General features: G+C 63.5%; 16 protein-coding genes and 1 tRNA gene. 8 read left to right on the top strand and 9 right to left on the bottom strand.

Annotated elements, in window-relative coordinates:
* The first annotated feature begins 18 nt into the window (after window positions 1-18).
* Window positions 19-843: a hypothetical protein gene (locus CAPI_RS06630; RefSeq protein WP_018017860.1), complete on the top strand. Its 825-nt coding sequence runs from the start codon at window positions 19-21 to the stop codon at window positions 841-843.
* Between the two features lie 6 nt (window positions 844-849).
* Here the strand turns inward: CAPI_RS06630 and CAPI_RS06625 are convergent, their stop codons facing one another.
* The 4 genes from CAPI_RS06625 to CAPI_RS06610 form a co-directional block, all read right to left on the bottom strand.
* Window positions 850-1,335 carry a hypothetical protein gene (locus tag CAPI_RS06625; protein ID WP_018017859.1) on the bottom strand — a complete coding sequence of 162 codons (486 nt, stop codon included), beginning with the start codon at window positions 1,333-1,335 and terminating at the stop codon, window positions 850-852.
* Between the two features lie 100 nt (window positions 1,336-1,435).
* Entirely contained in the window at window positions 1,436-1,699 is a 264-nt protein-coding gene (locus CAPI_RS06620) for a hypothetical protein (RefSeq protein WP_018017858.1), read from the bottom strand.
* A gap of 9 nt (window positions 1,700-1,708) precedes the next feature.
* Window positions 1,709-3,037: an inorganic phosphate transporter gene (locus tag CAPI_RS06615; RefSeq protein WP_018017857.1), complete on the bottom strand. Its 1,329-nt coding sequence runs from the start codon at window positions 3,035-3,037 to the stop codon at window positions 1,709-1,711.
* A 75-nt stretch (window positions 3,038-3,112) separates the two neighbouring features.
* Complete coding sequence (locus tag CAPI_RS06610; RefSeq protein ID WP_018017856.1) at window positions 3,113-4,075, bottom strand: L-lactate dehydrogenase; 963 nt, start codon at window positions 4,073-4,075, stop codon at window positions 3,113-3,115.
* 293 nt (window positions 4,076-4,368) lie between these two features.
* Here CAPI_RS06610 and CAPI_RS06605 point away from each other — a divergent pair, with 293 nt between their 5' ends.
* Complete coding sequence (locus CAPI_RS06605) at window positions 4,369-6,450, top strand: DEAD/DEAH box helicase (RefSeq protein ID WP_018017855.1); 2,082 nt, start codon at window positions 4,369-4,371, stop codon at window positions 6,448-6,450.
* Between the two features lie 60 nt (window positions 6,451-6,510).
* On the opposite strand, the gene CAPI_RS06600 is transcribed toward CAPI_RS06605, so the two are convergent.
* The 3 genes from CAPI_RS06600 to putP are packed head-to-tail and all read right to left on the bottom strand — an operon-like array spanning window position 6,511 to window position 9,199.
* Window positions 6,511-6,984: a hypothetical protein gene (locus tag CAPI_RS06600; protein WP_018017854.1), complete on the bottom strand. Its 474-nt coding sequence runs from the start codon at window positions 6,982-6,984 to the stop codon at window positions 6,511-6,513.
* A gap of 1 nt (window position 6,985) precedes the next feature.
* Entirely contained in the window at window positions 6,986-7,663 is a 678-nt protein-coding gene (locus CAPI_RS06595) for an HNH endonuclease family protein (RefSeq protein ID WP_018017853.1), read from the bottom strand.
* Between the two features lie 6 nt (window positions 7,664-7,669).
* Window positions 7,670-9,199: a sodium/proline symporter PutP gene (gene putP, locus CAPI_RS06590; protein ID WP_018017852.1), complete on the bottom strand. Its 1,530-nt coding sequence runs from the start codon at window positions 9,197-9,199 to the stop codon at window positions 7,670-7,672.
* A gap of 107 nt (window positions 9,200-9,306) precedes the next feature.
* On the opposite strand from putP, the gene CAPI_RS06585 reads away from it, so the two are divergent.
* The 6 genes from CAPI_RS06585 to CAPI_RS06560 all read left to right on the top strand — a co-directional run bounded on the left by CAPI_RS06585 (window position 9,307) and on the right by CAPI_RS06560 (window position 17,808).
* On the top strand, window positions 9,307-12,297 hold the full coding sequence (locus CAPI_RS06585) for a DEAD/DEAH box helicase (RefSeq protein ID WP_018017851.1): 2,991 nt from the start codon (window positions 9,307-9,309) through the stop codon (window positions 12,295-12,297).
* Complete coding sequence (locus tag CAPI_RS06580) at window positions 12,297-13,124, top strand: SWIM zinc finger family protein (RefSeq protein WP_018017850.1); 828 nt, start codon at window positions 12,297-12,299, stop codon at window positions 13,122-13,124. Before CAPI_RS06585 ends, CAPI_RS06580 begins: the two co-directional genes overlap by 1 nt.
* 67 nt (window positions 13,125-13,191) lie before the next feature.
* Window positions 13,192-14,325: a metallophosphoesterase family protein gene (locus CAPI_RS06575; protein WP_026157174.1), complete on the top strand. Its 1,134-nt coding sequence runs from the start codon at window positions 13,192-13,194 to the stop codon at window positions 14,323-14,325.
* A gap of 4 nt (window positions 14,326-14,329) precedes the next feature.
* Window positions 14,330-16,942, top strand: a complete 2,613-nt coding sequence (locus tag CAPI_RS06570; protein WP_018017848.1) for an AAA family ATPase — start codon at window positions 14,330-14,332, stop codon at window positions 16,940-16,942.
* Between the two features lie 39 nt (window positions 16,943-16,981).
* Complete coding sequence (locus CAPI_RS06565) at window positions 16,982-17,506, top strand: MarR family winged helix-turn-helix transcriptional regulator (protein ID WP_018017847.1); 525 nt, start codon at window positions 16,982-16,984, stop codon at window positions 17,504-17,506.
* A 152-nt stretch (window positions 17,507-17,658) separates the two neighbouring features.
* A complete protein-coding gene (locus CAPI_RS06560) occupies window positions 17,659-17,808 on the top strand; it encodes a PspC domain-containing protein (protein ID WP_083893946.1) in 150 nt (49 codons plus the stop codon).
* A 34-nt stretch (window positions 17,809-17,842) separates the two neighbouring features.
* Here CAPI_RS06560 and CAPI_RS06555 read toward each other — a convergent pair whose 3' ends face one another.
* Both CAPI_RS06555 and CAPI_RS06550 read right to left on the bottom strand, forming a co-directional pair.
* Entirely contained in the window at window positions 17,843-18,451 is a 609-nt protein-coding gene (locus CAPI_RS06555; RefSeq protein ID WP_018017846.1) for a cation efflux transmembrane domain-containing protein, read from the bottom strand.
* 228 nt (window positions 18,452-18,679) lie between these two features.
* Window positions 18,680-18,753: transfer RNA gene (locus CAPI_RS06550), tRNA-Arg, on the bottom strand.
* Between the last annotated feature and the right edge of the window lie 22 nt (window positions 18,754-18,775).

Here is an 18,775-nt window from a genome sequence, read left to right as displayed (position 1 = left end):
GGAAGGAACTGGTGCGCTATGAGCTTTTTTGAGGACATTGCCGCCGCCCTTGACCGCGAAGGGATCGAGTCTCGGGTGCATGACGAGACCATGTTCGTGCCCATCACGGCCGACGTGGAGATTCAGTTCGTTGAGATCGACCCGCACCTGCCGGCAGCGAATGTCTATATCGCCGCAGCGGACGTAGACGAGGACGATGAGGAGTTCGAGGCTGTCCTCGTGTCCGTCGTGTTCTCCGTCGAGGACGCGGTGGCGACGGTAGCCGAGCATGTCGCGACCGACCAAGTCGTGACCGTCCTGAGGGACTTGCTCGAGGCAACTGACGAGCGCATCTCGGACCTCGAGTTCTTCCCCGACCGCATCAACAGTCAACTCGTGCGCGCTGAGGTAGGTGACAGCGCCGAGCTGCACGTGCGTGTTGAGGTCGACGGTGGCCAGCCGACCGCTGCTGTGTCTTTCATCGCGCTGACCGACAATTACGACGACCTCATGGATGACGCCATCGGCGAGCTATGGGAATCGGACGGCGACGGCGAGCTCACGGATGAAGACCGCGCCCGCCTTTTCGAGACGATCCACAGCGAGGCAGTGTCAGAGGCCGAAGTTCTCGAGCTCGGCGCTTTCACGGATTTTGATCGTCTTTTCGACGTCCTCTCGCTGGCTGCTGACCAGGCGGAAGACTGGGAGGCGCAACTTCTTCCCGTTGAAGACGACGACGAGGATGAGCTCGACGTCTACGACATTTTCGGCCGCGACGACGCCGATGCCGACACCGACGGTTCTTTCGGGGAAGAGGAGGGAATTGACCCCTCCGAGGAGTCTGCTGTGGAAGACGAGGTTTAGCTCCGGTTAAGCCACAGCAAGACCCGCAAAGAGGGATGGGGGAGAAGGCACGGGCCGGTACGATCCATCCACCAGCCACACGTAGTCCGCGGCCACGGGGGAGCCGAGCTCGTGCACCGCAGTGATGTCCTCGTCCGCGACGAGGGAGCGGATCCAAGCGTCGGAGTGTCGCCGGTCGGTGCGAAGCCCTGTGGCGTCGGTGAAACGCAACTCAACCAGATAGGCCGGGACCGCGGACTCGCCGTATCCCCGTATCCGGGCTTTCGCACGGGGCCCGACTCGCCGCCGCGTTACCGCCACCGCGAGACGCGGGCCGCCGTGGATTGCGGGCAGTTCCTTAACCGGCGGGCGCCATTGCGCGGTTGGTCGTGCAAGCGAACGCGGGTGCCGGATGACGGAGTGGAGAGCATCGACCGTGGCGGGGTGCTGCTCTGTGATGTCGGTGGGGGTGGGGGTTTCAGCTGCGCGGGGTCTCGTTGAGAAAGTGAACATGCATGGCACGTTAGCTGGCGGGCTAGACGTGGCCATCGCAATGTCGAAAATATATTCGATATAACGCGGGACGCCGTGTGCGCCCGCGCGGCGGAGGAGTCTACAGGAAAGGGTAGGGGTCCCAGCCCGAGAAGTACTCAATGCGTTCGCGTGCAATGAGCAAGATGCCAGCGAAGATAAACGCAATGGTAATGGCGAAGAACACCCAGGCGATAATTTTCCGGGGCCCGCTGACTCGGTAGGAGTCATCGGATCCCGCTGGCGGGGTAACAAAGTGGATGCCGAGGGAGAACAGGGCGGGCAACCCGGCGCCAAGGATGAGCCCGCCGGCTATGACCCAGAAAAGAGAGGTAAGAAGTTCCACGACGGTTCCTTAGGAGGTTGCTGGTCGGTCGGGGTTGTCGGATCTAGCAGCTACAGTGGAGCCGGTGCGGGGCCCGCCATCGGGGTTGAGCCCAGCGCTGGTGTCCACAAACTCTCCGGGCTCGCCGTAAATGCGACGCCGCGGACGCTTTGTCTCGTCGGAGGGAGCCGGGGTGATGCCTTCTTCGTCCCAGTCGTCGTTGATGTTGTCCGTGGTTACGGGGTTCTGGTTGGCGCGGTAGAACATGTAACCACCCGCGATGGCGATAATCGCCGCGAGAACAGCACCACCGATGACGAGGTTTCCGGTCAGATCGGCGACGAGCTTGCCCACCGACCAGACAAGGAAGGAGACGAGGGCGGCGATGGGCAGCGTCGTGACCCAAGCGAGGAACATGCGCCCGGCGACGGTCCAGCGCACCTCGCCTTTCGGGCCAGTAAGGCCCGATCCCATGATGGAACCGGTGGCGACGTGGGTGGTCGACAAAGCCATACCAAGGTGGGACGAGGTGAGGATGATGGCCGCGGACGAGGTCTCGGCAGCCATGCCCTGTGGCGGGTGGATCTCGACGAGCCCCTTGCCCAGGGTGCGGATGACCCTGAAGCCGCCGGAATACGTCCCGGCCGCGATGGCGGTGGCGCAGGCCAGCTGGATCCAGAAAGGCATCGGGTCATCAGATTGGAAGTGGCCGGCGGCGACGAAGGCGAGGAAAATCACGCCCATGGTTTTTTGCGCGTCAGAGGTGCCGTGCGCAAGTGCTACAAGGGAAGCGGAGCCGATCTGACCCCACCGGAAGTACGTATCGCGGTGGTGCGGCTCGGTGTCGTTGGTGAGCCGGTAGACAAGCCAGGTTCCGACGAGAGCCACCAAACCGGCCACGAACGGCGCCGCAAGGGCAGGAACGACGATCTTGTCTAGCACGCCGTGCCACACGACGCCGCCGAAGCCCATGGCGGCAATGCCCGCCCCGATCAGGCCGCCGAAGAGCGCGTGCGAGGAGCTGGAGGGGATGCCGAAAACCCAGGTAAAGAGATTCCATAAGATCCCTCCGCCGACCCCGGCGAGGACAACGAGAAGGAGAGTCTCGGCCTGGGCCGCATCCCCGAGGTCGAAATTATCCAGCCGGACAATGCCGGCGGCAACGGTTTTCGCGACTTCTACGGACAGGAACGCACCCACTAAGTTGAGGATACCGGCGAGAGCAACGGCCACCTTCGGCTTGAGCGCGCCGGTAGCAATAGACGTTGCCATCGCATTCGCCGTGTCGTGGAAACCGTTGGTGAAATCAAACACCAAAGCCGTAACCACGATGATGCAAAGAAGAATGGTGATGGACACATCCCGGATTATGCTCCCAGGAAAGGATGGGTGCAGTGCGCGAACGAAATGTTCACGCACCGTTTACCGGGGGCTTTATAACCCGGCGCTGTCCATTACGGCGCGCAATGCGTCGGCGGACTGCCTGAACCGGCGGCGTTCGTCGTCGTCAAGCTGAAGCTCGATGACTTGCTCGACACCGCCGCGACCGAGCACGGCAGGGACGCCGATGTAGATCCCGTCCTGCCCGTACTCGCCGCTGAGCAGTGTTGAGACCGGGAGGGCAACTTGCTCGTCTTTCAGGATGGCTGACACAATGCGCACGAGCCCGGCGCCGATCCCGAAGGACGTCGACCCTTTCGCTTCGATGATCTTGTAGGCGGAATCGCGGGTATCTGCGAACAGCTGGTCGATCTCGGCGGCGACGTTGGGGTTCGTGCGGGATCGGTCGGCGATCCACTTTGACAGGGGCAGGCCAGCCAGCGTCGCGTAGGCGGTTGCTGCCAGCTCGGAATCCCCGTGCTCACCGATGATGTAGGTGTGGATCGAGGAGGGGGACATACCGAAGTAGCGGCTCAGGTTGTAGCGCCAGCGGGCCGTGTCGAGGACCGTCCCCGAACCGACGATTCGGTTAGACGGCAGCTCGAGCTGCTTCCAGCTCACGTAGGACAAGATGTCCACGGGATTTGTGGCCGCAACATACACACCATTGAAGCCGGACTCGCGCACGGAGGTGTTGATGGATTCGAAGATGCTGACGTTGCGCCCAACCAGCTCGAGGCGAGTCTCGCCTTCGTGCTGCGCGACTCCCGCACAATTGACGACGATCGCGGCGTCCCGGCAATCGTCGTAGTCTCCTACGCTGACGCGTGTGTTGTGCCCGGTCCAGGGAACTGCGTGGTTAAGGTCTTCTGCGTGACCCCAGGCGCGTTTGGTATCAAGGTCGATGATGACAAGTTGGTCGCACAGACCCCGGTTGACGGCGGCGTATGCGAACGCGGCGCCAACGTCACCTGCCCCGATCAGGACGACTTTGTTGCCTCTGGTGATCTCAGTCATTGGCTCTTCCTCTGACGCGCTTTCCGGTAGATCGTGGTGCTTCCTAGCGTACGCGCGCAGAAGCGAGGGGGGTCGGGGCCAACGAGGTGGTCCAAGGTGCGTTGGCGAGGAAGCTCGGCATCTCACAGATTTCGGGTAAGTCCGCGGCTTTAAGGCGCTCGGTGATGTGAACTGCACTACGCGGCGCGTGTGCCTGTGTGATTCACGTCGCTTACAGGGCGGTCGGGGCTTGGCGCCACCATCTTTTAGCGCAAATAGTAAAGCCGGCCCAGGTAGCGTATGGTGGGGAAACAATGAGCAATTCCGAAAACGCTACCGGCAGCGAGTATGAGCCGGACATGAATCTGTCGGAAACTCAGGAAACCCCGCAGGATGCCGCGGCCGGTGACACGGTCGCCGTTGAAGGCACCAGGGATGCGGGAGCTTCTGAGGCAGCCGGCGCTTCGGCCGAGGTCGAAGCCACTGCACCTGAAACCACTGAGACTGCCGCAACCGATGACGCGCACGATGCGGATGATGCTGCGACTGATGAACCCATGAGCGGGTTTGCCACACTGAGCCTGCCTGAGCGCGTCGTCGAAGCGGTGAAAAAGGTCGGGTTCGAGCAACCCTCCGCAATTCAGGCGGAAACCATTCCGCTCCTGATGGAGGGCCGAGACGTCGTCGGCCTGGCCCAGACGGGCACGGGTAAGACCGCCGCTTTCGCGCTGCCGATCCTGTCCCGGATTGATACCTCCCTGCAGCATCCGCAGGCGCTCGTGCTTGCGCCGACGCGGGAGTTGGCACTCCAGGTCGCGGATTCTTTCCAGTCCTTCGCTGACCACCTGGGCAATATTCACGTTCTGCCGATCTACGGTGGTCAGGCTTATGGGATCCAGCTGTCCGGTCTGCGGCGCGGGGCGCAGATTATCGTCGGCACGCCCGGCCGCGTGATCGATCACCTCGAGCGTGGCTCCCTCGACATCTCGAACCTGCGTTTCCTCGTCCTCGACGAAGCGGACGAAATGCTGAACATGGGCTTCCAGGAAGATGTCGAGCGGATCCTCGATGACACCCCGGAAGGCAAGCAGGTTGCTTTGTTCTCGGCGACCATGCCGAATGCCATTCGTCGGATCTCGAAGCAGTACCTGGACAACCCCGCTGAGGTGACCGTCAAGTCCGAGACGCGTACGAACACGAACATCACGCAGCGCTACCTGTTCACCGCGCACCGGAACAAACTCGACGCGATTACGCGCATTCTCGAGGTCACCGAGTTCGAGGCGATGATCGTGTTCGTCCGCACGAAGCAGGAGACGGAGGAGCTCGCCGAGAAGCTGCGCGCCCGCGGTTTCTCTGCCGCCGCGATCAACGGTGACATCGCTCAGCAGCAGCGTGAACGCACGGTGGATCAGCTTCGCGACGGGCGCCTTGACATCTTGGTCGCCACCGACGTGGCCGCCCGTGGCCTCGACGTCGAGCGCATCAGCCACGTGCTGAACTACGACATCCCGAACGACACCGAAAGCTACGTGCACCGCATCGGCCGTACGGGCCGCGCCGGCCGCTCCGGCGAGGCGATTCTCTTTGTCACTCCGCGCGAGCGTCGCATGCTGCGCTCGATTGAGCGCGTGACCAACGCGACTATCGACGAGATGGATCTGCCCACGGTCGACGAAGTGAACGAAAGCCGCAAGCAGAAGTTCATGGACTCGATCACCTCCTCGTTGGAGTCCAAGAACCAGGAACTGTTCAAGGCGATGGTTCGCGAGTACTCCGCAGCGAACAACATCCCGATGGATGACATCGCGGCAGCCCTCGCTGCGCAGGTTCAAGCAGCCGACGACTTCTTTATGAAGGAGCCGCCGAAGGACAACCGCGGTCGCTTCGACCGTGGCGATCGTGGCGATCGTGGTGAGCGCGGAGGACGCGGCGAGAGGGGCGGGCGAGACCGCTTCGACCGTGGCGATCGCTTCGACCGGGGTGACAGGGGTGACCGTGGCGGCCGCGGTGGGCGCCGGGACCGCGAGCACGACAATGAGTCCTTTGACACTTACCGTCTCGAGGTTGGAAAGCGCGATCATGTTCGCCCGGGCGCGATCGTCGGAGCGCTCGCCAATGAGGGAGGCCTGAACTCCCGCGACTTCGGCCGAATCACCATCGGCGGTGACTTCACTCTGGTGGATTTGCCGAAGAACCTCGACCGTGGAGTTTTGGACCGCCTGCGAGACACCCGCATCTCTGGCCAGCTGATCAACATCAAGCGTGACCAGGGCGCTCCGAACAGGGGCGAGCGGGGCGACCGGGGAGGTCGCGGTGGCTTCGGTGGCGGCTACGGTGCTCGCCGCGGCCGAGACCGCGAGAGGGGCGGTCGTGGCCGAGAGTGGCGCGATTAAAGAAAATTAAAGGCCGCAGCTGAGAACGCTCTCAGCTGCGGCCTTTGCCGTGGGCGCGAACTACGCGGGGTGGGGAAGGAACATCAGAACGAGAGCGATGATCCAGAGCAGGTTGAACACGCCTGCTCCCGCGGTTGCTTTCGCCTTCGCGCCTTCGAACTCCGATGCGTCCCCCTGCCCCTGAGGGCCCTGGTGAGATAAGACGGACATCAGTTTGCGCTGTTGGGGGAGAACCACCAGGTACAGCACCGCCCACGCGATGATGGAGAGAACAATCGCCGTGTGGATCCAGTAGTTGGTCTTGTAAACGTCCCACCCAGAGATCAGAACGGCAGCGCCGAGGAGAGGGACAAACAGCGAGAACAGGCCGTAGCGCGACGAGATGGTGTGCAGAATTGAGGCGCGGCCGGCGGCCTCCTCGTTCCCGCCGCGGGACTCAGCGGCCTGACCGGGGAACATAGAGGTGGCCACGACAACGGGGCCGAGCAGCAAGATAGCTGCAGCGACATGGAGGAAGACGAAAAACGAGGTCATGTCAACCCACCTTAATCGACGTGGCATCCCGCGTGGTGCTTCGCGTGTCCTCGGATGAGACGGGGGCGATGAGCCGATCACGGGCGAACAGGGAACCGAACCCGGAGCACTGACGGCGTGAGGTACGAAGATCGGCCCGGGGGAGGGGAAGGTCATAGCGCGCGGCAACGGTCGCCACCTGGCGCACGTAAGCGCATCGCGCTCGCCAATCCGACGGGAGCCATTCGCTGGGCAGTTGATCCGACTTCGCCTGGTTCTCCTTGGACGAGGTGACGATGAGGTTAGCTGGGTCGTTGGCGAAGGTGCGGCGTGCCGAGTCAGTCCACGAATGGGCGCCTAGATCCCACGCCGCAGAAAGCGGAAAGACGTGGTCAATCTCCACATCCTCCGGGGACAGTGGCGCGCCTGAATACGGGTCCGTGATCGGGGCGGAGTCCCAGCTTCGATACGGGATGTGACACGAGGCGGAAAACGCCGCGGCCATCAACGCCTCGCGGGACGTGCAGCCATCAGGCAGGCTGCCCCAGCCAGCCCCGAATGCGTCTCGCTCGTACCCCAAGACGGTGACCCGCTGTGGGACGGTGCGGGGAGGGGCGGGGGCGTCGATAAGAAAGCGCCCGGTAGGGAAAGGAAGAATGGCGAGTGTAAAGACGATGAGGGCGGGCACCAAGAACCGCATGTCTCTTTAGACTGCCGGGGCCTCGCTGGGGTTCCCGCCGGCAGCCGCGAGGGCCGAGTCGAATTCTTCGCTCGTGCCTGGTTTCGGCGTCGTTAAGAGCGAGCCGACGACAAGGGCCGCGGTGGCGACGGCAACGCCGGGGACGATCTCGTAGATCGCGCCGGACAAGACATCGATAGAACCCCAGATGAAGACGGTGGCCGCGCCGGCGATCATCCCTGCCACCGCGCCCGGCGCAGTGAGGCGACGCCAGTAGAGCGACGCGACGACCACCGGACCGAATGCCGCGCCGAAACCGGCCCAGGCAAAGCCGACGAGGTTGAGGATCGTGTCGGAGGGGTGAACGGCCAGCACCATGGCCACCACCGCTACCGCCACCACCATGGATCGGGACAGGACGAGCAGGGTTGTGTGCGAAGGGGTGCGTCGGCTGGTTGCGCGGTATAGGTCCTCTACAAGCGCCGAGGATGTGACGAGCAACTGCGAGGACATCGTGGACATGATGGCGGCCAGCACGGCAGTGAGGATGATGCCCGCGATGAAGGGGTGGAAAAGAATGCGAGAAAGGTCCAGGAAGATGGTCTCGAAGCCAGATTGGTCGGTCACTGTGCTGCCGTGTTGTGCGAAATACACAGTAGAAACCAGAGCGGTGCTCACCGCGCCTAGGTAGCACATGAGCACCCAGAATGTTCCCGTGCGGCGCGCAGAGGTGGCCTCCTCGGGAGAGCGCAGTGCCATGAAACGGGTGATGATGTGGGGCTGCCCCATGTAGCCGAGCCCCCAGGCGAGGTTGCCGATCACGGTCGCCCCCGACACGCCAGCGATCATGTCGAAGTAGTTCGGGTTGCCCTCGGGCCATGGGCCGTACGCATGCGAGGTGGCAAAGGAAAAAATGTCGGCGGGATGGTCAAGGGCGACCAGCGCCATGACGGGCACGGCGATGAGGGCGAGAAACATCAGCGCGCCCTGGACGACATCGGTGTATGACACGGCGAGGAAACCCCCGAGGAAGGTGTAGAGCACCGTGATCGAACCGACGATGAGCATGCCGGTGAGGTAATCACCGTGGAAGGTCGACTCGAAGTAGCGCCCGCCGGATACCATGCCCGAGGAGACGTAGAAAGTGAAAAAGAAGATAATGATCACCGCGGCGACAACGCGTAGCAGCGGTGACGAGTCGCGGGTGCGGTTCTGGAAGAACGAAGGCAGCGTGATCGAGTTCTTGGCCACCTCGCTATAAGCGCGCAACCTTGGGGCGATGAACTTCCAGTTCGCCCACGTACCGATGAACAACCCCACGACAATCCACAGTTCGCTCATCCCCGCGACGAAGAGGGCCCCGGGCAAGCCCATGAGTAGCCAGCCAGACATGTCGGAGGCGCCCGCTGACAAACCCGCGACGAATGGGCCAAGGCCGCGGTCGGCCAGCACGTAGTCGTCGTACTTCGAGGTGCGCAGCCACGAGTAAAAGCCGATGGCGACCATGACGCCGAAGTACAACACGATTGCGAGGACGAGCCAGAAGCTGTCAGTCATCGATCCTCCAGGAAGGCGGGGAGAGGGATTCTCTGAGGGTACTGCACTCGTGCGACGGTTCAGGCGCTGCGCCGGTAGTGTCACGCAGGGGTGGTAAAAAGGTGGGTATGCCAAAATTCCTTCTGCACGGACTTTGGTTGGCCGAGTCCGGGCTCAACCTATGGGTTGAGCAAGTGGAAGGACACAGGATCGTGGTGCCCTCGCAGGTACCCGAGGGCACTTTTCCCCGGCCCATCGAGGCACTGCTTGATGACGCCGCCTTCCGTCACCGGTCGCGCGTGCGTCTGCAAACCCCCCGCGGCCGCCACGTGGAATTGCGTGTGCCCTCAGCGGCATTTGCGCCCCAGCAGGCCGTCGATTTCCTTGCCGCGGCCGCGTTTCTCGACGAGCTGTCCCCCGGAGCAACGCGCGCTCAGCGCGACGCGGTGGCGCCGGACCTGTACTGGCTGATCCGGATGTACAACGGGCTGACTCAGTTCATTCGCGCCGGCCGAGTGAGCTTGCACGTTCCTTTCCGAGACGGCCTGTGGTACGCGGAGTGGAAGTTGGGCACGGGGGTTGAAGAAAGGGGATGGCTCGCCGAGATGATCGCCGCCGCCCCCGGTGTGCTTAGCGCCAACAACCCGAGCTTGGGCGAGAACGTCTCCCAGACCATGGTGCACTGGATTGCGACGGCGCGGTTGAGCGGCGTTGAGGAGGAGGAGAGACCGTACCCGTGGCATGACTTCGTCCATTCGTTGCTGCATTCAGCGCCGCTTCGTCGCGGGGGTGGCCCGCTGTCGCTGCGTTTGAGTGATTGGAACGGCTCGATCGCAGCGGTGAACTTGCAACTGGTATTCGTTGTGGAGGAGCCCGAGGACATTGACGAGCAGTGGCGCGAAACCGGGGTGGGGTTCTCGGCGCTGCAATGGCCGGTTCGAGTCCGCGTGCGAGCGGGCACTGACTCGCCGCGACCCGTGAACGTCATGGATTACGACGCCCAGACAGTGCACATGCTACGCCACGACATGGCCCGCGCTGGAGAGGTCAGCAGCGTCGTCGAGGCGGGCAGACGCCCCCGTCAGCCGTGGACTTCGGCGACCGGTGACGAGGGGGATTGGGACCTCTACCTCACCTCGGACGAGATCGTTCGCTTCGTGTCGCAGGACGCCGCAAAATTGCGACGCGCCGGCTTTAGTGTGATGCTTCCGCGTGCGTGGTCCGCGGCCGAAACCCGAGCCCAGCTCCACGTGGCTAGCCAGGCGGATCCCCATGACTCCTCGACGGCCACAGCATTCGGCTTCGACACGATGCTCAAGTACGACTGGCGTGTCAGCCTAGGAGGGGTTGAGCTCACCGACGACGAGATGGCGGAGCTCATCCGTTCCAAGTCGGGCCTGATGAAGCTTCGCGGGCAGTGGGTACTTGCCGACGGCCGCGCGCTGGCCAAAACCAAAAAGTACATGGAGAAGCTGGCGGAACGCTCCGGCGACGGCAGTGACCCCGACGCCCTCGGTGGCACAGCGACCGCCGCCGACCTGCGGCAGCTCGCGCTGGAAACAGCGGGTGTCGAGCCGGTCGAGTTCACCGGGTCCCCCTGGTTTACCTCGCTCGTCGGGGGGACGGACCGTCCTGCCCCGGAGCGCGTCGCGGTGCCCGATGCCGTCCACGCGGAGCTGCGGGAGTACCAGCGGCGAGGGGTTGATTGGCTCGTCTTCATGTCCCGAAACAACCTCGGAGCCGTCCTTGCCGACGATATGGGGTTGGGTAAGACGCTGCAGCTGCTTGCCCTCCTCGCGGTGGAGAAGGCGGCAGACCCTGGCCGGGCGCCAACGCTCGTCATTGCGCCAACGTCGGTGGTGGGGAACTGGGCGGCGGAGGCGGCCCGCTTTGTGCCGGGCTTCCGGGTTGCCGTGCACCACGGCGCCGGGCGGCGCTCGGGGGACGCCTTGGACCAGGTCATCGCGTCCAGCGACGTGGTGGTCACCTCCTACGGCGTGGCAACGCGCGACGCGGAGCAATTGTCACGGACCAAGTGGGATCACGTTGTGCTGGACGAGGCGCAGGCTATCAAGAACGCGGGAACGAGGGCGTCGAAAAGCGTGCGGGCGATCCCGGCCCGGCACCGCATTGCGCTTACCGGGACGCCTATTGAGAACAAGCTCTCGGAGCTACGAAATCTGCTGGATTTTGTGAACCCCGGGATGCTGGGGACCCAGTCGTTTTTCCGCAACCACTTCGCGCGTGCCATCGAAACGCGCCGGGACGAAGAGCTCGCGGACCAGCTGGGCGAGAGGCTGCGCCGGCTCACGGCCCCGTTTATCCTGCGCCGCCTCAAGACAGACCCGGCCATTATCGACGACCTTCCGAACAAGCGGGAGGAAGTCATCACCGTGGATATGACGGCCGAGCAGGCCGCGCTTTACAAAGCTCTGGTCGACGACTTGTCGCGGGAGCTGGAAGAGCGCGAGGGGATGGCCCGCAAGGGGCTGGTGCTCGCCTCGATCACACGAATCAAGCAGATCTGCAACCACCCGGCGCACTTTCTGGGCGACGGAACCCCCGTCACCTCCCGCGGCAAGCACCGGTCGGGAAAGGTCGCGATGCTTGTCAAACTATTGGACAAAGCCATTGCCGACGACCGCCGGGTGCTTATCTTCACCCAGTACAAAGCCTTCGGCGACATCCTCCAGCCGTACCTTCAGTTGCGTTTGGGTGAGGTGGTTCCGTTCCTGCACGGGGGCGTCGGTAAGAATGCGCGAGACGCGATGGTTGCGCAGTTCCAGCAGCCCGACGGGCCGCGGGCGATGCTGCTCAGCCTCAAGGCCGGGGGAACGGGGCTCAACCTCACCGCTGCGTCGATGGTGATTCACATGGATCGCTGGTGGAACCCGGCTGTGGAAAATCAGGCGACGGACCGCGCGTTCCGGATCGGACAAGAGAAGGATGTCACCGTGTACAAAATGATCACGCGGGGAACCCTGGAGGAGTCGATCCAGGATGTCCTGGACGGCAAAACCCACCTCGCCGGCGTGGTCGTGGGCGAGGGCGAAGGGTGGATCACCGAGCTGGGCACGGAAGACCTGACCAGGCTCATGAGTTACAGGGCGGAGAGCTAATGGGAGCGTCACGGCCGACGGAAGACAACGTTATCTGGGCAAATTTCTGGGCGCGGCGGCGTGTCGCCAGCGCGGAGGAGGCGGCGGCGGAGAGCCTCGAGGAGACGCCGGCGCCGCCGCCCGAGCGGTACAACCCGGCGGCGATGCGACTTCTCAACGCGGCGTTGCGCCAAACGGACGCGGGACGGGCCAAGCGCGGACGGCAGTACGTGGCGGACGGCCGCGTGTTAAGCGTGACTCCGCGCTCCGCAGGTTTCGACGGCACCGTTGCCGGCACCCAAAACGACCCTTTCGATGTCACTATCTCTCTGCCGCGGCGTTCGTTTAAAGATGTCGACGTCGCCCTCGAGCTCATGGCACGTCGTTCTGGCTCTGTGCAGCGTGCGCGGGAGGGTGACCTCGACGAAGACGTGATGGCGATTTTGATCGCTCACGACCCGTCTGACGTGCGGTTTTATTGCTCTTGCCCCGACAGTGCTCCCGTGTGTAAACACGCCTGCGCGGTCGCGTTGAAGGCCGCCGAGCTCATCGACGCCGACCCAGCGGTCGTGTTTGCTTTGCGCAACCTCAGCCTCACCACCCTCGAGCTGCGTGTGCGGGGCCAGGCTGAGGCCGCAGCCCGCGACAACGCGGCGGAGGGGTCGGAGTTCTTCTGGGAGGGGCGGGAGCTGCCGGCGCTGCCGCGCCCGAAGGTTGCGCCGATGATCGAGGACTCCGATATGGACCTGCTGCATCAGGCGATGCAGACGGTTTCATTTACGAACATCGACCAGATGCGGGCAGTGGCAGACTTAGAAGATCTTTACGACGAGCTCACGCGCCGATAGAACACGTATTCGAACACAGGCGAACAGTGTCATAACAGTGTCATATTCGTCTGCTATCCATAAATGCATGAGTGAAGTCACCTTCATCCATACCTCAGACCTACAACTGGGTATGACCCGCGCCTTCCTCCCCGCGGAGGCCCAGGCCAGGTTCGATGCCGCTCGCCTCGAGGCGGTCGTTCGCATCGGGCGGATCGCGCAGGAGCGCCAGGCCGAGTTCATCGTGGTGGCAGGTGACGTTTTCGAGCACAATGCGCTCGAGAGCCGCACTCTCGGCCGAGCGCTTGAGATGTTCAAGGCGCTTCCTGTTCCGGTGTACCTCCTGCCGGGAAACCACGATCCGCTGGTCGCGGATTCAATTTTCAGCCGGACCGAAAGTCTGGACAATGTTCACGTTCTGCGCACCTTCGACGTCGTTGAGGTTCGCCCTGGTGTCGAGCTGGTCGGGGCGCCACTGAAAGCCAAGCACGCGTCCGAAGACCTAGTAGCTAAGGCGCTACGCCCTCTCGAGCCGACAGCGGCGATTCGTATCGCGGTGGGGCACGGCCAGGCCGAAGCTCGCACGGCCGATGTTGTGCCCGATCTGATCGACGTAGCTGCGGTGGAGGAGAAGCTGGCCGACGGCACGATTGACTACCTCGCGCTGGGGGATACCCACTCAACGATGAGCCTCGGAACGTCGGGACGAGTGTGGTACTCGGGCTCGCCGGAAACAACCGACTTCCACGACCATGCTCCTGGGGTAGCGGGGAACGAAAGCGATTCTGGGAACGCCCTCGTGGTAACAGCCCGGAAAGGTAGCGCCGAGGTTGAGAAAGTGCGCACCGGGGGCTGGACATTCGACGCACTGCACTGGGAGGTCGACGGGGCAGATGACGTCGACAAGCTTTTGGCTGAGCTCTCCGCGTACCCGGACAAGGAGCGGACAGTGGTGAAGTACTCTATGTCGGGCACACTCGGATTGGAGGAGACGAGCGCTTTGGAAACGGGGTTGGCGCAGCTTGAGCCCGTTTTCGCCGCACTGTACGAGCGATCGAGGTTGATGGACTTGCACCTGGAGCCCGGCGACGGTGAGCTCGCGGGGCTTCCCCTGACAGGGTTCGCCGCGGCCGCCATGAGTGAGCTCGTAGAGGCGGCCGCCGACAACCCGGTGGCTCGCGACGCCGTCAACCTGCTCTTCCGCCTGAGCAAGGAGTCATAAACCAATGCGCATCCGTACTCTGGCTCTGAACGACGTTCGCGGGATCGGCCACCTCGAACTGACGGACCTCCCACCGTCAGGCGTTATTGTTATCCACGGGGACAACGAGGCGGGCAAGTCGACGATCCTTGACGCGCTTGACGTGGTGCTTAACGCGAAGCACACCTCGAAGAAGAGTGAGGTGAAAGCGCTTGAACCAGTCGGACGAGACGCCTCGCCCGACATCACCCTTTCGGCAACCGTCGGGCCGTACGACTTCACCATCCGCAAGCGCTTCGGGCGGGCGAGACTCTCTGAGCTACACATCGTTGCGCCCAAAAACGAGCAATTCACCGGGCGGGAGGCAGACGACGCGCTAGCCCGGATTCTCGATGAACACGTGGACAAAGAACTTCGCTCCTCGTTGTTTGTTCGGCAGGGGATGCTTGATCCCGCGGTCAGCGCCGCCGGAATCCCGTCTGTCACCCGGGCCTTGAATGGCGCGACAGAAACCGGAAGCCAGGAGCCGGAAGACACGGAACTCTTGTCCCGGGTGCACGCGGAGTTCGAGCGCTTTTTCACCAATTCTGGGAAGAAGAAGGCCAGCTACGCTGCCCTCGAGACACGCGTCGAGGGCGCCCGCACGGCTGCCGCCGATGCCCGCCGGCGAGCGAGCGAACTCGATGCCTTTGTTGCCGAGGTTGGGCGCTGTGACAATGAGATTCATGCGGCGGAGGCGGAGCTGCCCGGCGCTGAGGAAGATGTGGCGCAGCGCGAGGCAGATGCCGCCGTTGCCCGCGAGGTAGGTGAGAAGATCGAGGCGGCTAGGCGCGAGCGCGATCGCGCGGGCATCGATGCCCAGCGGGCGGAAGATGATTTCGCGGCCCGCACTGCGGCGAATGAGCGTCTCGCCGCGCTGCGCTTCGAGGTTCTTGAACTGGAAAAAGAGGCCTCGGGCGCCCAGGTGCGGGCAGTTGAGGAGCAGGACAAGCTGCGCGCGCTCACGGAGTCGCGAGACCGCGCCAGGTCTGCCGAGACCGAGGCACGCGAGGTAGCAAAGCGTGCCCGGCAAGATGTTGAGCGCGCACGGGGTGCGAGGCGCAAGACAGAATTGCAACATATTGTTGCCCGGGCGGACAAGGCGACAGATGAGCTCTCCGCGTTCCTCGAGCAGCAGCCCGAGCGGCGGGTAACGGATGCCGACGTCCGCCACGCCGAGAGCGCCGCAGCCGAGGAGGAGCTGCAGCGCCGCTTGCGGGACGCCTCTTCAGCCAGGCTCGACGTCTCTTCCGACAACGACTCAGAAATAGCGGTCGACGGGGAGCCTCGCCCGCTTCGTGGCACGACCACCGTCGAGCTCCACGATGGCACGTCCCTCCAGCTCGGAAAGTTCAGCGTGGTGTACCGCGCCGCTCCCACGGGCACGGACACGGAAGCCCCCTTGCGTGAGGCGCGCATGGCGCTTAACGACAGCCTCGAACCTTTCGGGTGCCAAAACGTCGATGAGCTGCGCGCCTTGCGGGACGCTCATGCTGAGCTGTCCGCTCTCATCGAGGCTGCGCGCCGGCGGCGGGACGAGATCGCGGACGGCCACGACGTCGAAGTGCTACGAGCAGAACTGGCTCGGCTTACGACAGAACTCGGCGAGTGTGAGCAGATCGATGAAGCCGCCGCAGTGAAAACCGCGGACGAGGCCGAGGCGGAGCTTGAACGCGCAACGGCGGCGCTGCACGAGGCCGAGGCGGCGCTGCGTCCCTTTGCAGCGGGTGAACGTTCTACCGAATACACCATCATCAGCGCGCGCTTGGAGGCGAAGAAGTCCGAACTGCAGGCGGCTGAGCGGGAACTAGAAGCCTCAGCGGCACGCGTTTCGACGATGGCGCTCGCACAAGCCAAAGCGGCCGCGGCCAAAGCGTTTGATGCTGCGGCCGCCCGCGTCGCGGAACTAGAGGCGGAGCTAGCCCAGTCCAACCCCGACACAGCGGAACGCCTGCTTGAGGGCGCCCGGAATCGCGCGCAAAGTTTGCGCGAGAGAAGGTCTGCTGCGCACCTGCGGTCCGTGGAGCTCAAGGGGCGTATTGAGGCCGCGATCGGGGCGGCCGAGACAGCGGATCGAGCCGACGCGGCAGTGGAGGCGGCCGAGGCTGAGTTGGTTCGCGCGAACCGTCGCGCCGAGGCGGTCAAGCTGCTGTGGGATACTCTCGTCTCTCATCGCGACGCGTCCCGCCGGCGCTACGCAGAACCGTTTGCTCAGGCCCTAAACCGCTACGCCGCGGTCGTCTTCGGGCCCGGCGTGGAGTTCACACTGGGTGAGGACCTAACAATCGCTGCTCGCACTCTAGGCGGGGTCACGATTCCCCTCGATCAACTGTCAGGCGGTGCGAAGGAGCAAATCGGGCTGCTGGCAAGGTTTGCCATCGCGGATCTCGCTGGCCAGGGAAACGGCGGGGCCGCGCCGGTCCCTGTGGTCGTTGATGACGTGCTGGGTGCTTCAGACGGGGACCGCCTCGAGCTTATGAACGCGCTTTTTGATCAGGTGGGAAAGTCCGCACAGGTCATTGTCTTGACCTGTTACCCGCAGAGGTTCGACCGTGTGGCGGTGGCGCGGAGGGTGTCAGTGCATGAATTGAAGAGTTGACATTTCCCCATCAACGTGGCCCGTAGTAACCTGCGCTTCATGACAATTCAACCGCGGTGGCTCAGTGATGACGAACAAGCCCTATGGCGCGCCATGCTTGCCGCCGCACGAAAGGTGGACCGAGTCATCGGTGACACTCTGCTCGCCGGATCGAACCTATCGTCGCCAGAGTTCGCGGTGCTCGTCGAGCTGAGCGAAGCCGAGGACCGTGAAATGCGGTTGCGTGACCTGTGTTCATGCCTTGACTGGGACCGCTCTCGCACGTCGCATCAGGTGACGAGAATGGAGAAGCGCGGCCTTGTCACCAAATGCAAGAGCCCAGGCGATGCCCGCGGTGTTCTCGTGTCACTGACGGACGAGGGGCTCGCGCGTTTGGAAATGGCAGCTCCTGAGCACGTCGAAAGCGTGCGGCGGGTCGTATTTGATCATCTCGACTCCGCGGATGTCCCGGTGCTGCGGCGCTTCCTAGAGGGCGTGGCCGCCGTTGACAACGTGCCCGGCGCACCGGGTTTCTGTTCGGAATCCGCTCCCCTGAATGAAAAGCGGGGAAATCTCGGGGTCTAACTTCAGGGTTTGCCCTGTTGTGGGGCGGAGGGGGGAGCGGTTGGATAAGTGGTGACTCTAACGCCACCGAGATGAGGAGTTCAGCCATGAATGCGCCGTGAAGTTTTTCGCCCCAGCCCTCTCGCCTTAGCCGCTCGCTCACCGACCGTTGGATCGCCGGTGTCTGTGGTGGCATCGCGCAGCGCTTCAAGATCGATTCGACTCTCGTCCGCCTCGTGTTCGCCGCCCTCGCGCTCGCCGGCGTCGTGCCGGGCGTTCTGCTTTACATCGTCGCATGGATCATCATGCCGGAAGGTGTATAGCTGCGCTGGTCGGTCACAGCTTCCGCCTCGGCGGCTAATCGCTGTCCATGACTGCGAAGGCCTCCTCGACGGAAGCGTGTTCCTCGCGCGCTTCCTGCCACACTTCCCGAAAAGCCGAGAGGTTCAGGAGCGCGATGATGAGGCCGGCGGCGACGTCGAACCACGCCGTCGGCCATGCCCGCGTGGCGACGCCCGCTGCGATGATAAAGATGTTGGCAAGGGCATCGTTGCGAGCGGCGAGCCAGGCCCCCGTCGCCAATGATGTCTCGGCCTCGCGGATTCGGTGCACGATCACCGCGCAGACGAGATTCACGACCAACGCTCCCACCGCTGTGGCCGTTAGCCCCTCTGGCGAGGGCGGTTCCGGCTGCGCGACCTTGTAAGCGACGGTGATCAGTGACGCGGCCGCGGGAATGAGGATGCACACCGCCAACACCCTGCCCATCACGCGGCGGCGTTCGGCTGCCATCGCAACAGCGAAGAACACCAGCAGGTTGATTGCCGTGTCTTCGAGGAAATCGGCGGAGTCCGCGAACAGAGCTGCAGAACCGATGACGCTCGCCGCCACGAACTCGACACCGAAATACACGACGTTGAGAACCGCGACCACGAGAACAGCGCGGCGCACACGCTTAGTACCCATCCACCAACCTCACAGTAGTAAGCAAGCCTCACGGCGAGTAAAGCTGCTTTTGCTATTCGACGCCAACGCTCCGCGTCCCGGGCTTTCGTACCCTGGTTAGTGCTTGGGGTCGAATAGGCCCGCATTACCACGCTACGAGGAGCGGCCAGAAAAAAACCCGCACAAGCGGAACACTGTTCCACCCGCGCGGGGGCCAACTGTCAACTATGTCGCGACTGATGACAACTGTGTCCCCGACAGGATTCGAACCTGCGACCTTCGGTACCGGAAACCGATGCTCTAATCCACTGAGCTACGAAGACAATCCGCGTCCGCTCGGACGAA

It is taken from the genome of Corynebacterium capitovis DSM 44611 (assembly GCF_030440535.1).
In the GTDB taxonomy this organism is placed as follows: Bacteria; Actinomycetota; Actinomycetes; order Mycobacteriales; family Mycobacteriaceae; genus Corynebacterium; species Corynebacterium capitovis.
Note: the sequence above shows the minus strand (reverse complement) of the source record. Positions and strands in the feature narration are given on the sequence as shown.

Bases quoted from the DNA above. Each gene is read 5' to 3' on its own strand.
- CAPI_RS06630 (WP_018017860.1), top strand. From the start codon at position 19: ATGAGCTTTTTTGAGGACATTGCCGCCGCCCTTGACCGCGAAGGGATC.
- CAPI_RS06625 (WP_018017859.1), bottom strand. From the start codon at position 1,335: ATGTTCACTTTCTCAACGAGACCCCGCGCAGCTGAAACCCCCACCCCC.
- CAPI_RS06610 (WP_018017856.1), bottom strand. From the start codon at position 4,075: ATGACTGAGATCACCAGAGGCAACAAAGTCGTCCTGATCGGGGCAGGT.
- CAPI_RS06605 (WP_018017855.1), top strand. From the start codon at position 4,369: ATGAGCAATTCCGAAAACGCTACCGGCAGCGAGTATGAGCCGGACATG.
- CAPI_RS06600 (WP_018017854.1), bottom strand. From the start codon at position 6,984: ATGACCTCGTTTTTCGTCTTCCTCCATGTCGCTGCAGCTATCTTGCTG.
- CAPI_RS06595 (WP_018017853.1), bottom strand. From the start codon at position 7,663: ATGCGGTTCTTGGTGCCCGCCCTCATCGTCTTTACACTCGCCATTCTT.
- putP (WP_018017852.1), bottom strand. From the start codon at position 9,199: ATGACTGACAGCTTCTGGCTCGTCCTCGCAATCGTGTTGTACTTCGGC.
- CAPI_RS06585 (WP_018017851.1), top strand. From the start codon at position 9,307: ATGCCAAAATTCCTTCTGCACGGACTTTGGTTGGCCGAGTCCGGGCTC.
- CAPI_RS06580 (WP_018017850.1), top strand. From the start codon at position 12,297: ATGGGAGCGTCACGGCCGACGGAAGACAACGTTATCTGGGCAAATTTC.
- CAPI_RS06575 (WP_026157174.1), top strand. From the start codon at position 13,192: ATGAGTGAAGTCACCTTCATCCATACCTCAGACCTACAACTGGGTATG.
- CAPI_RS06570 (WP_018017848.1), top strand. From the start codon at position 14,330: ATGCGCATCCGTACTCTGGCTCTGAACGACGTTCGCGGGATCGGCCAC.
- CAPI_RS06565 (WP_018017847.1), top strand. From the start codon at position 16,982: ATGACAATTCAACCGCGGTGGCTCAGTGATGACGAACAAGCCCTATGG.
- CAPI_RS06555 (WP_018017846.1), bottom strand. From the start codon at position 18,451: ATGGGTACTAAGCGTGTGCGCCGCGCTGTTCTCGTGGTCGCGGTTCTC.